A 12,286-nucleotide genomic window follows, 5' to 3' on the forward strand; every position below is an offset into this window, starting at 1 on the left:
TCTACACCGATTTCACGAGCGATCGATCCACGAGATGAGCGATCTCCTCCAACACCAGCTTCGCTTCCGGGATCGAGGCCAGCATCCACGCGTGGATCATGCCCTCGTACTCGTGATAGCTCAGCGGCACGCCTTGCTCGGTGCACAGCGTGTGAAGACGCCGGGCGTCGGCGAGCAGGACGTCCTTGGTTCCGATGTAGACGGTCAGCGCCCCGAGCCCGGAAAGATCGCCGGACAGCGGGCTGAGCCTGGGATCGGTGCGGGGCAATCGTCCACTGTAGAGCCTCGCCGCCTCGTTCAGGCCGGTGAGCGCGAGATACGGGTCGCGCTCGTCCAGCGCGGGTTGCGCCGGATGGCTCATGGTCAGGTCCAGCCACGGCGACAGCAGGACGGTCTCCTTCGGCACCGGCCTGCCTTCGTCCCGCAACGCCTTGGTGAGCGCCAGCGCGATTCCCGCGCCGGCGGAATCCCCCATCACGATCCGGTCCTCCGGCTCGGTAGCAGCGGCGAACTCGTCGTAGGCGCGTCGGACGAACGCGATGGTCTCCGGGCATTGATGGTCCGGGGCCAGCGGGTAGATCGGCACGGTGACCGAGCAGCCGGTGCGGTCGATCAGCCGTCCGAAGAACCGCCAGTGGTCGTGCTGGATCTGGTGCACGTAAGCACCACCGTGGAAGTACAGCACGTGCTTGGCGGCCCCGCCGCGGCGCGGGCGGATCGTGTAGCAGGGCCGTCCGTCCACTTCGGACCGCTCGACGGCGAACCGGTGCCGGATCGAGCGGATCGGCCCTCGGTCGCCCTTCGCCTGGCTGCTTTCGATGCTCCGGCGGAATCGGTCGAGCTCGGCATACGTGCGCTTCCGTTTGGTGAGGCGCAGCCACGCGAGCAGCGACTTCGCCGTGAGACTCGTCTTAGACCTGATCACGGGGAACCGTCCGATGCCAGTTGCGGGAGAACGTCCGTCGCTCGCCTTCGAAGGCGTCGAGTTGCGCGTCGATCACGAACTCGGTGGGAGTGCACGAAACCCGGGTCCGGGTCTCGGACCTCGCGGACCAGTCCCCGCGGGCGAACGTCATCGACCACGCCGTCTCCGCCACCGGGGAACAGAAGTCGTCTGCCACCCACGAATACCGCTCGAAGACGTTCCTCGTGACGTCGAGGTCGATGTCCTCGAACCGGACCTTGCCCTCGTTCTTCACGATGTCGAGCGCGGAGTGGTAGTCGATCAAGTCGCGGGAGACGGTCCAGCGCTGCTCGCCGGGTTCGACCTGGGTCGCCGGAAGTGGTTCCGCGCCTTCGGGTTCACCGAACGGCCGAGCCGGGACCTCGTCCGCTTCGGCCATCGGCCGTACCGGCAGCGTCAGCGCGCTCTGTCCGGTGTGGACGGTCACCCTCGCCGGTTCCGGCGGAGGCCACGCCAGCGGCCAGTACGACGACGAGATCGACAGCCGGATCCGGTGCCCGGCGGGGAAAGCCTGCGCGACGGCGTTGAGCTCGACGCGCACCCGGTATCGCGTACCCGGTTCGAGCGGCTCCGGGTCGTCGTGCCCGTCCCGGTGGGTCAGGTTCAGCAGGCCGTAGGTCACTCGCGTGGCCCTGCCGTCCGGCGCGACGTCGGACAGCCGGACGGCGACCTGCGCGACCGGCTTGTCCGCCGAGACCTCCAGATCCACCACCGGCGAACCGAGGATCTCACACGGCTCGGCGAGCTCGTCGGTGTCGAAGACGAGCGAGCCGCCGTCCTCTTCCCGCTGGTCGTACGGCAGATCCGGCGGAGCGCTGTAGGAAGCCCACTTGCCGGCGAACTGGCCGACCGAAAGCGGCGATTCCACCGGCAGGTCCTCCGCCGGGACCTCCTCGCCGGGCCGCGCGATCCGGTGCCGGGCGAGCCGATGCTCCGACGGACGCACATGCGGCGAAGGCCAGGACGGCTCCCCCACCCAGCGGCCGGGGCGATCTTCGTACGAGGTCGACGGCGGCACGCTGTCCTGCATCCAGGTCTGCAGCATCGGCCCGTCCATGACGCCGTTTTCGACATCCTTGAGCCAGTGATCCCACCAGCGGACCAGTTCCTGCAGATACCCGATGGCGGGGCCGGGCCGTCCGAGATGCGGGTACTTGTGCGACCACGGCCCGATCAGCCCGCGCCGCGGCACGTCGAGATTGGCCAGCAGCCGCGAGACCGCGTTCGAGTACCCGTCCGCCCAGCCGCTGGACGCGAGGACCGGCACCTGGACGTCGCTGTAGTTCTCACAGACCGAAGCGTGCCGCCAGTATTCGTCGCGCCGCTGGTGGCTCAGCCATTCGCCCACCCAGAGACCGCAGTTCTCCAGCCGTTCGTGCCACAGGTCGCGCCACCGCTCCCCCGCCAACGCGGGATCGGGCGGCAACGTGGCGTAGGCGAACATCGTGGACGCTTCGGCGACATTGTCCGAGAGCAGGCAGCCACCCATGTAGTGCATGTCGTCGGAGTACCGGTCATCGGTGAACGACGAGATCGCGATCGCGGTCAGGCTCGGCGGTTTGCGCGCCGCCACTTGCAGGGCGGCGAACCCGCCCCAGGAGATGCCCATCATGCCGGTCCGGCCGGAACACCATGGCTGCGCGGCGATCCATTCGAGGACGTCCTCGGCGTCGAGTTGCTCCCGTTCGAGGTACTCGTCGGCGAGGACTCCCTCCGACTCCCCCGAACCGCGGATGTCGACGCGGACGCACGCGTAACCGTGCCCCGCGAGATATGGATGGTGCACCGAGTCCCGCACCGACGTCAGATCACGGTGCCGATAGGGGATGTACTCCAGGATCGCCGGAACCGGCTCGCCGTCCGAAGCGACCGGCCGCCAGATACGGGCCGACAGCCGGACGCCGTCGGAAACCGGGATCCAGACATGGTCCTCCTCGGTGATCTCGTACGGCAGCGAAGCCACCGTCCGCATGGGCTATCCCTCCTCGAAGTCGAACCGCAGCGCCTCGGTGCACCGGCGGTACTTGCTCTCCATCTCCCGTTCGGTCTGCGCCGCCACGAAGATGTGCGCGAGTTCGTAGCTGTAGCTGTCCTGTTCGGGCAGGTCGGACAGCCGGGTGTCCTTTTCGGCCACCAGTTCGATCTTCACCCCGGGGATCTCCGCCTCCAGGTCGGCGATCTCGGCGCGGGTGGGCACCCGGGTGACCAGCGCGTCGCGGAAACGGCGGTAGTACCACTTGCCCGCGATCCGGTAGTCGCCCCGGTTCCGTCGCGCTCCGGGATCCCGTCCCAGGCCCAGCCGGACCATGATCTGGTGGTTCGCCACCCCGTCCACGTACTCGAACAGCTCCGCGTGCGACTGCGAATGCCGCGGGTTGATCTCCAGCAGGCAGGCCTGCCCGGATTCGGGGTGACAGAAGAACTCGATGCTGAACGTCGCGTTGTCGAAGCCGATCTGCTCCATCACACGGACGGAGATCTCCTTCATCCGCTCGACGGCGTCCGCGGGCAGCTGCGACGGGTACTGATGCCGCAGGAAGGACGTCGAATCGGGGTAGTTGATCGAATCAAGCACCCCGTAGACCGTGACCTGTCCTTTGTAGACGTAGCCTTCGGTCGCGGCCTGCACGCCGTTGAGCTCTCCTTCGGCGAGGCACGCGGCCCCACCGGCGTTCGCCACTTCTTCGGGAAGGTCGACCGTGGCCAGCACGCGCTCGAAGGGTTTGCCGACCCTGTCGACACCCGCCCGGATCTCGGCGACCGCCTTGTCGAACTCGTCGTCGTCGGCGACGTGGAAGGCCAGTTCCGAGGAGAACGACTTCACCGGTTTGAGCCACATGGGGTAGTCGACGCCCTCGGGCGGTCGCGGGTCGTCCTCGTCCAGATCGACGATGCCGAACGACGGCACCTCGTCGATCACCTTCGCCTGTTCGAGGCGGCTCCAGTACTTGTGCTCGCATTTCAGCACCGCCTCGAGGGAAACTCCCGGAAGCCCGTACTTCTCGCACAGCATCGCCACCATCGTCGAGGACGGGAAGTCCCAATAGCTGACGATCGCGTCGATCGGCTCGGAGAAGGCGTCCAAATGCGCCTCCGCCTTCTCCACGAGCTCGACGATCGGGATCTCGCCGTGCTGCAGTTCCTCCGGTGAGAGCAACGCGTGGAAGCGGTACCGGTCGGCGCCGGGAATTCGTCTCAGCACCTCGTCGTTCGCGTCGTCGAGACCGATGACGAAGATGTTCTTTTCCTCTGGGGGCCTGGAGGATGTGGTCATAGGCCAGTGCTACCCGCTCGAGTGGGCCGGAAAACCAGGGTTTGCCCGCTCCGCCCCGAGGGAATCCGGGCCGCATGACGGAGTTGCCCGGAACGCGTTCATTGTGGCTCGACACGGCTCCCGCTCCCGATCGCACCGGCACGCCGTTGCCGCCGCAGGTCGACGTCGCGGTCCTCGGCGGAGGCATCGCCGGGCTCACTACGGCGTACCGGCTGGCGAGGGCCGGGCGTTCGGTCCTCGTGCTGGAGGCCGGCCGTGTCGCCGCCGGGGTTTCCGGCCACACCACCGCCAAGATCAGCGCCCAGCACGGGCTCAAGTACGCCACGCTGGCCAAGGCCAAGGGCACCGAAGCCGCCGCGATGTACGCGTACACACAAGCGGCAGCCCTCGACTGGATCGCCGCGGCCACGGCCGAACTCGGCATCGACTGCGGGTTCACCCGCGCCGACAGCTTCGTTTACACGACCATGCCCGAGACCGTCGAGAGCCTCGAACGGGAGGCGGAAGCGGCCGCCGAAGCGGGTCTTCCGGCCTCCTACGTCACCGAGGTCGACCTCGACGTGCCCGCCCTCGGGGCGGTCAAATTCGCGTCGCAGGCGCATTTCCATCCGCGCCGCTGGCTGCTCGCGCTGGCCGCCGAAATCGAACGCGCGGGCGGGACGATCGTCGAAGGGGTCCGCGCGGAAGGTCTCGACGAACTCGGCGGGACCAAGGTGCGCACCAGCTCGGGTGACGTGCGCGCCGGTGAGGTCGTGGTCGCGACCCATTACCCCGTGTTCGACCGAGGCCTGTTCTTCGCCCGGCTCGATCCGGTCCGCGATCTGGTGGTCGCCGGACCCGTCGCGGGAAGTCACCCACCCGAGGGGATGTACCTGGACGCCGACACCCACCACTCCGTGCGGAGCTACCTCAACGACGGTGTGCCGTACGCGGTCGTGGGCGGCGAGCATTACCGGGTCGGTGACTCCGTCGACGTCGAGAGCCGCTACGAGCGGCTGGCCACGTGGGCGCGCGAGCACGCCGGTGTGCACCGGGTCACCCATCGGTGGTCCGCGCACGACCTGTCCACTTTGGACTCCGTGCCGTATGCCGGGCGCTATCACCCGGCCAGCCGTCACGTCTGGGTCGCCACCGGCTTCGGCCAGTGGGGCATGACGGGCGGCACCGCGGCCGGGCTGCTGCTCGCGGATCTGCTGACCGGACGCGACAATCCGTCGGCGGGCCTGTACGACCCGAACCGCTTCGACCTCCGGTCGGCGATTTCGACCGTGGAGAACAACGCCACCGTGGCGAAATTCCTGGTGGGCGACCATCTCAGCGCGTTGCGCAAACCCGCTTCCCTCGACGAGCTCGTGCCCGGCGAGGCGAAGGTGACCCGGGACGGCGGCGAACTCGTCGCCGCCTACCGCGATCCGGGTGGCGAACTGCACGCCGTCGGCGCCCACTGCACCCATCTCGGCTGCCTCGTCGCGTTCAACAACGCGGAGAAGACCTGGGACTGCCCGTGCCACGGTTCGAGGTTCGGGCTGGACGGGTCGGTGATCCAGGGGCCGGCCGTGCGCGCGCTACCGAAGAAGCGGGAGTGGTGATGACCGGGATCGGCATCGAAGAAGAGTTCCTGCTGGTCGATCCCAGGACCGGGGTGAGCTGCCCCCGGGCCGAAGCGGTGCTCGAACGGCACCGGATCTGCTGTCCGCTGCCGGACGGCGCGGCGGTCCACCGGGAACTGCGGCCGACCCAGATCGAGGCCGCCACCGGCGTCTGCGACACGGCGGACGAGCTGTACGAGCACCTGACCGCGGGACGCCGCACGCTCGCCGAGGCGGCCGCGGGCGAGGACTGCGCCATCATCGCCGCCGGCACTCCCCCGCGTCCCTCGCCCGACCGCGACCACGACGCCGTCGACCGGTTCGGCAAGGTCGACGCGCTGTACGCCGGCGTGGTCAAGGCCTACGAGGCCTGCGGATGCCACGTGCACGTCGGCGTGCCCGACCGGGAGACCGCGGTCGCCGTGGTGAACCATCTGGGTGAATGGCTGCCCACGCTGCTGGCCTTGTCGGGCAACTCGCCCTTCGAAGGCGGCCGCGACACCGGTTACGAGAGCTGGCGGATGGTGGAGCAGAGCCGGTTCCCCGGCTCGGGTATCGCCCCGTACTTCGTCGATGCCGCCGCTTACGAGGAACAGGTCGGGAAGCTCGTGGACTGCGGGGTCCTGGTGGACGAGAACCAGACCTTCTGGCTCGCGAGGCCGTCGGCGCGGTGGCCGACGGTCGAGGTCCGCGCCGCCGACACCGCGTCCACCGTGGACGAAGCCGTCCTGCAGGGATTGCTGACCCGCGCGCTGGTGCGCACCGCCCTCGCCGACCTGGACCACGGCGTGGAAGCCGCGCCGCTCGATCCGCAGATCGCCGCCGCGGCCGTGTGGTCGGCCGCGCGTCACGGGCTTTCGGGACCCGCCGTCGACCCGGTGGCGGGAAAGCCGGTCCCGGCGGGCGACCGGGTCGCCGCACTGCTGGCGCGTACACGACAGGCGTTGGAGGACACGGGCGACGCGGACCTCGTCCGCACCCTGCTCGGCCGTCTGGAACGGGAGGGCACCGGCGCCGAACGGCAGCGCCGGGCCGCCGCCGACGGAGATATCGCGGTGTTGCGGATGCTGACCGAAGAGACGGTTCCGCACGCCTAGATCGGGTACTCGCGCGACATGACGACGATCGACCGTGACGTGGCCGCGAGGCTGCCTGAAATCCGCGGCCCGCTTTCGGCCGCCGTGGTGGACACCCTGGCGGGCGGACGCCGTGACGATTTCGACCCCGACGTGGCGACCGGCGCCGACCCGTTCGGTGAAGACCTCCAGCTGGCGCTGCACGTCTGCTACGAACTCCACTACCAGGGCTTCGACGGTGTCGGCTCGGAGTGGGAGTGGGACTCGCGGCTGCTCGCCTTCCGATCCGTTCTGGAGCACGTGTTCCTCGACGGCATCCGCGCCGCCGTGCCCGGCGGGGACGACGTCGGCGGGCTGCTGGACGAGTTGCTCGTCGAACCGGTCGAAGGTGGCGGCGTTTCCCACTTCCTGCGTGACGAGGGCGAATGGTGGCACGTCGAGGAGTACTTCGCGCAGCGGTCGATCTACCACCTGAAGGAGGCCGATCCCCACGCGTGGGTGATCCCGCGCCTGCGGGGCAGGGCCAAGGCCGCGCTGGTCGCCGTGGAGTTCGACGAGTTCGGCGGCGGGCGGGCCGATCAGGCGCACTCGCGGTTGTTCGGGGATCTGCTGACCGCCGCCGGCCTGTCGGACGGCTACCTCGCCTACCTCGATCACGTCCCCGCCCGCACGCTCGCGACGGTGAACATGATGTCACTGTTCGGCCTGCACCGGGGCCTGCGTGGCGCGCTCGTCGGGCACTTCGCCGCCGCCGAGATCACCACCGCGCCCGCCGCCCGGCGCATGGACCAGGCATTGGAACGTCTTGGCGCGGCACGGGAATGCCGTTACTTCTACACCGAGCACATCGAGGCCGACGCGGTGCACGAACAGGTGCTGCGGCACGACGTCGTCGGCGATCTGCTCGACCGGGAACCCGGACTGGCGGCGGACGTCGCGCTGGGCATCCAGGCCACCGACCTGCTGGAAACCCGGCTGACCGAGCACCTGCTCGGCGCTTGGTCAGCCGGGGAGACCTCACTCCTCAGGCCGCTGCATCCCCTGCCGTGACCGGCGGCGGTGGCTCGTGTCGCAGAACGGGTACCGCTTGCTGCGGCGGCAGGCGCAGAGCGCGACCACGAAGCGATCCGAGGTCACCGTCTCGCCGTCGTCCGTGACGATCTCGACCGGCCCCTCCACCAGGAGGGGCCCGCCGGGTTCGATCCGGACCCTGGTCCTACGGCCGGTCGGCACGGATCACCACCAGATCCTCGTGACACTGCTCGGCCTCGATCAGGCCCGCCGCTTCGAGGAAGGCCGCCCGTGCCCGCATGACCGGTCCGAAGGGGATCGACCGGGTGGCGACCACCGACGGTGTCAAACCCGCCGCCCGCAACTGCGTCAACGACGTGTCGGGGCCGGAGACCGCGGAGTGGACCATCATCAGGTAGCCGCCCGGCGCCACCAAGGTGGCCGCCTGGGCACAGACCTGGTCGAGCACGATCCGGCCGTCCGGCCCCGCGTCCCACGCCCGCGCGGCCCCGGTGGCGGGTATCGGCGAAGGAACGTACGGCGGGTTCGCCAGCACGACGTCGAACGGGCCACCGTGAGCCGCCTCGGCCAAGCCGCCACGAAGCGGCCGGACCGGGAGGCCGCGTAGCCGCGCGTTGACCCACACCGCGGCCAGCGCCCGCCGGGAGATGTCCACGGCGGTCACCGATCTCGCACCGTGCGCCGCGGCCGTCAGCGCGAGGGCGCCGGTGCCGGTGCAGAGGTCGAGAACTCTCGCTTCGCGCGGCATTCCCGACGCGCTCAACGCGCTCGCCAGCAGCCACGTGTCGTGTTGCGGGCGGTAGACCCCCGGCGGCCGCAGCAGCCATGGCCGCGCCGGGGCGAGTGGAATCGTTGCTGCCTGGGAGATCGCGGTCATTTCCCCTCCGGTTCGCCGTAGTCGCTCACGGCTACCCCGGCCGTATGGCGCGAAACGTCCACAGTGGTCGGCCCGGTCGTGAGTGGCGTTTCGGGTTCTAACCCGAAACGCCACTCACGACCAACTGGACCGCTCATCGATTCCGGTTCCTTGCCCCGCTTGAGGTACGTGAAGGCCCCCTTCATTGCGCTAGACGCAGTGAAGGGGGCCTTCACATACAGCTGGTGTGACGGCTAGGGCGAGTGGGGTGCCCCGCAAGTCCGTGAAGGCCTCCTTGAGGGACTCTGGGTCCCTCAAGGAGGCCTTCACGGACCGCACTCGAGTGATCGAGGCCGTAACTCACGTGATCAGCGGCGGAACACCGAGTGGAGCCTCCAGTCACGCGAGTTCCGTGCCTGATCACGCGAGTCACGCCTTCACCGATCACTAGAACGCGAGAAAGCGGGTAATCGCGAGGAAACCGAACGAAGGAGACCCTCATGGACACCGGACCCGCCAAGGGCGATTCCACCGACAGCGAGAAACTGGACCAGGAAGACCGCGAAGAGACCCGCGGCGAGCAGGGCACGTCGTCCGGCGACCCGCACGACGACACCGACCCGCAGTCCGGTGAATGAGTCGCGCCGTCGAACGCGTTTCGCGGCCGCACCACGGGGTACCCGATCGGCTTGCGGCGAAACGGAGGCTTTCCGATGAACCTACGTACGACGGGCTTCCTGCTGCGACCGGTGGTGCTGGTCATCGCGCTGGTCCACCTCGTCTTGGGTGTGCTCGGCTTCTTCTTCCTCCCCGAGGCGAACGAGGTCGGCGAAAACACGCTGTGGATCTTCAGCGCGACAGGCATGCTCGACGTCATCCGCACCGTGACCGGCGTCGTCGGCCTGGTCGCCGTGGTCAAACCGTCCGCGATCCCGGCCTACAGCTGGCTGGTCTTCGTCGCGTTCACGGGTTTGACCGCTTTCGGTGTTCTCTCGGCGGGGACCGATTCCGCCGGTGACGCCGTCAACCTCAACTGGGCCGACAACGTCCTGCACGGGGTGACCGCACTCATGGCGCTCGTGGTGGGCGTCGCGTCCACTCGCGTTTCCCAGCGGAAGCAAAGTAAGACAACGGAAGACGTTTAGTCCGTCCACAACGGGCAACTTGGCGGATATGACGAAATCGGCCCCGCTCCGGATTCTCCTGTGGCACGTGCACGGTTCCTGGACCGAGGCCTTCGTCCGCGGTGGCCACCACTGTTTCCTGCCGCTCCTCGACGAGGGCGGACCGTGGGGTCGCGGACTCAGCGGCCGTGACTGGCCCTCCGCCCAAGAGGTTCCCGTCGACGAACTGAAGGATCTCGACGTCGATGTCGTGATTCTCCAACAGCCTGAAGAGATCCACCTGGCGGCGCGGTGGCTGCGCCGTCGTCCCGGCAAGGAAGTGCCCGCCGTCTACGTCGAGCACAACACGCCCCGGGAGCACGCCGCCACCACGCGGCATCCGCTGGCCGACCGCGACGACATCCCGCTGGTCCATGTGACCCATTTCAACGAACTGATGTGGGACTCCGGCCTCGCGCCCACGGTGGTCGTGCCGCACGGGATCCCCGATCCCGGCGAGCGGTACACCGGAGAACTGCCCCACGGCGCGGCCCTGATCAACGAACCCGCGCGACGGGGCCGGATCACCGGAACCGATCTGCTCCCCGCCTTCGCGGAGATCGCGCCGGTCGACGTGTACGGGATCGGCGCGGAAGAACTCGACGGCAGACACCCCGCGGTACGCCCCGGCGGCGATCTGCGGAGCCGGGAGCTGCACGACGAAGTGGCCCGGCGCCGCGTCTACCTCCACACCGCGAGGTGGACGTCGCTGGGCCTTTCGCTGCTCGAAGCGATGCATCTGGGCATGCCGGTCGTGGCACTGGCGACCACCGAAGCGGTACTCGCGGTCCCGCCGGACGCCGGCGCCGTCTCGACGGACGTCAAGGCGCTGGCGAAAGCGTACCGCGAGCTCATCCACGAACCCGATTTCGCCGTGCTGGCGGGGAAAACCGCGCGGGAGTTCGCGTTGAGCCATTACGGGCTCGACGCGTTCCTCAGCCGCTGGGACGCCCTGCTGGCCGAAGTGACCGCTTGATTCCGCCGCAGGCGGAGGGAAGGAGCCCGATGAGGATCGCGATGGTTTCCGAGCACGCGAGCCCGCTCGCCGCGATGGGCGGAGCCGACGCCGGGGGTCAGAACGTCCACGTCGCGGCGCTTTCCTCGGCGCTGAGCAGGCAGGGACACGACGTCACCGTCTACACGCGCCGCGACAACCGCCGTGTCGCCGCGACCGTCGAGACGCCGGACGGGTACCGCGTCGTTCACGTTCCCGCGGGACCGGCCAAAAAGCTGCCGAAGGACGAGCTGCTGCCATATATGGGCGAGTTCGGCCGGGTGCTGCGGTCCCGCTGGGCCAAGGGCCGGCCCGACGTCGTCCACGCGCATTTCTGGATGTCCGGCCTGGCTTCGATTCTCGCGGCGAAAGATCTCGGAATCCCGGTGGCACAGACCTTTCACGCGCTGGGTGTGGTGAAGCGCCGCTATCAGGGCAAGAACGACACGAGCTCGCCCGACCGGATCCGGCTCGAGCGGATGATCGCCAAACAGGCCGACCGCGTGATCGCGACCTGCTCGGACGAGGTCTTCGAACTCGTTCGGATGGGGCTGCCGCGTTCGCGTGCTTCGGTCGTCCCGTGTGGAGTCGACCTGACGACATTCACCCCGGATGGTGGCGTGGCCGACCGGACGGCTCGACGCCGGATCGTCAGCGTCGGCAGGCTGGTCCCGCGCAAGGGTTTCGACCTCGCCATCGCCGCGCTGCCGTCGCTCCCGGACACGGAACTGGTCATCGTGGGCGGCCCGGACGCGGGACCGATCGACAAGGCGCCGGAGGTGCGACGGTTGCGGGCGATCGCCGACCGGGCCGGCGTCGGCGACCGCGTACACCTGCCCGGGCTCGTACCGCGCGAGCAGATGCCCGCGCTCCTGCGTTCCGCCGACGCGGTGGTCTGCACGCCTTGGTACGAACCGTTCGGCATCGTGCCGCTGGAGGCGATGGCCTGCGGTGTCCCGGTCGTGGCGACGGCCGTCGGCGGGCTGACCGACACGGTCGTCGACGGGGTCACCGGGATGCTGGTCCCGCCGCGCAACCCCGGGGAGCTGGCGGCGGCGTTGCGGCGCCTCCTCGGTGACGCTTCGTTGTGCGAGTCGTTCGGACTCGCCGGAGCCGATCGGGTGCGGGCCCGGTACTCGTGGGACAGGGTCGCTTCGGATTGCTTGCGCACTTACGGGCGTGTTCCGGCCGGGGAGACGGAAGTAGCGGCGGCCGCTTCACCTTCCTGACGTCCAGTCGTTCCACAGCTGTGTCGCGAAAGGTTCCCTCGCCGCTTCAGCCAGCCCGCTCCTGTCTTCGCCGACGTTGCGAAAGCCACTTTCGCAACGTTGAAGGTTG

12 protein-coding genes are annotated in these 12,286 nt (G+C 68.9%); 7 read left to right on the forward strand and 5 right to left on the reverse strand.

Going from position 1 to position 12,286, the window contains the following annotated elements; genetic code table 11:
- Nucleotide 1: 1 nt before the first annotated feature.
- The 3 genes from ACSMFO_RS05685 to ACSMFO_RS05695 are packed head-to-tail and all read right to left on the reverse strand — an operon-like array spanning nt 2 to nt 4,238.
- Nucleotides 2–925, reverse strand: a complete 924-nt coding sequence (locus ACSMFO_RS05685) for an alpha/beta hydrolase (RefSeq protein ID WP_436457257.1) — start codon at nt 923–925, stop codon at nt 2–4.
- On the reverse strand, nt 912–2,936 hold the full coding sequence (locus ACSMFO_RS05690) for a CocE/NonD family hydrolase (RefSeq protein WP_436457259.1): 2,025 nt from the start codon (nt 2,934–2,936) through the stop codon (nt 912–914). Before ACSMFO_RS05690 ends, ACSMFO_RS05685 begins: the two co-directional genes overlap by 14 nt.
- 3 nt (nt 2,937–2,939) lie before the next feature.
- Nucleotides 2,940–4,238: an ATP-grasp domain-containing protein gene (locus ACSMFO_RS05695; RefSeq protein WP_436457261.1), complete on the reverse strand. Its 1,299-nt coding sequence runs from the start codon at nt 4,236–4,238 to the stop codon at nt 2,940–2,942.
- A gap of 74 nt (nt 4,239–4,312) precedes the next feature.
- Here ACSMFO_RS05695 and ACSMFO_RS05700 point away from each other — a divergent pair, with 74 nt between their 5' ends.
- From ACSMFO_RS05700 to ACSMFO_RS05710, 3 genes are read left to right on the forward strand one after another with little or no spacing between them, the layout of a single operon-like run.
- A complete protein-coding gene (locus tag ACSMFO_RS05700) occupies nt 4,313–5,827 on the forward strand; it encodes an FAD-dependent oxidoreductase (RefSeq protein ID WP_436457262.1) in 1,515 nt (504 codons plus the stop codon).
- Nucleotides 5,827–6,924, forward strand: coding sequence for a carboxylate-amine ligase (locus ACSMFO_RS05705; protein ID WP_436457263.1), 1,098 nt, complete (start codon nt 5,827–5,829; stop codon nt 6,922–6,924). Before ACSMFO_RS05700 ends, ACSMFO_RS05705 begins: the two co-directional genes overlap by 1 nt.
- 18 nt (nt 6,925–6,942) lie before the next feature.
- A complete protein-coding gene (locus tag ACSMFO_RS05710; protein WP_436457265.1) occupies nt 6,943–7,953 on the forward strand; it encodes an iron-containing redox enzyme family protein in 1,011 nt (336 codons plus the stop codon).
- Here the strand turns inward: ACSMFO_RS05710 and ACSMFO_RS05715 are convergent.
- A complete protein-coding gene (locus tag ACSMFO_RS05715; protein ID WP_125737701.1) occupies nt 7,921–8,136 on the reverse strand; it encodes a CDGSH iron-sulfur domain-containing protein in 216 nt (71 codons plus the stop codon). The two genes, ACSMFO_RS05710 and ACSMFO_RS05715, sit on opposite strands and share 33 nt — an antisense overlap.
- Entirely contained in the window at nt 8,120–8,812 is a 693-nt protein-coding gene (locus ACSMFO_RS05720) for a methyltransferase (protein WP_436457267.1), read from the reverse strand. Before ACSMFO_RS05720 ends, ACSMFO_RS05715 begins: the two co-directional genes overlap by 17 nt.
- A 479-nt stretch (nt 8,813–9,291) precedes the next feature.
- On the opposite strand from ACSMFO_RS05720, the gene ACSMFO_RS05725 reads away from it, so the two are divergent.
- The 4 genes from ACSMFO_RS05725 (at nt 9,292) to ACSMFO_RS05740 (ending at nt 12,177) form a co-directional block, all read left to right on the forward strand.
- On the forward strand, nt 9,292–9,429 hold the full coding sequence (locus ACSMFO_RS05725) for a hypothetical protein (protein ID WP_162836903.1): 138 nt from the start codon (nt 9,292–9,294) through the stop codon (nt 9,427–9,429).
- A 75-nt stretch (nt 9,430–9,504) separates the two neighbouring features.
- Complete coding sequence (locus ACSMFO_RS05730; protein ID WP_436457269.1) at nt 9,505–9,936, forward strand: DUF4383 domain-containing protein; 432 nt, start codon at nt 9,505–9,507, stop codon at nt 9,934–9,936.
- Between the two features lie 28 nt (nt 9,937–9,964).
- Complete coding sequence (locus ACSMFO_RS05735; protein WP_436457271.1) at nt 9,965–10,930, forward strand: glycosyltransferase; 966 nt, start codon at nt 9,965–9,967, stop codon at nt 10,928–10,930.
- 29 nt (nt 10,931–10,959) lie between these two features.
- Complete coding sequence (locus ACSMFO_RS05740) at nt 10,960–12,177, forward strand: glycosyltransferase (protein WP_436457273.1); 1,218 nt, start codon at nt 10,960–10,962, stop codon at nt 12,175–12,177.
- Nucleotides 12,178–12,286 lie beyond the last annotated feature (109 nt).

This window comes from Amycolatopsis sp. w19 (assembly GCF_051373225.1).
In the GTDB taxonomy this organism is placed as follows: Bacteria; Actinomycetota; Actinomycetes; order Mycobacteriales; family Pseudonocardiaceae; genus Amycolatopsis; species Amycolatopsis japonica.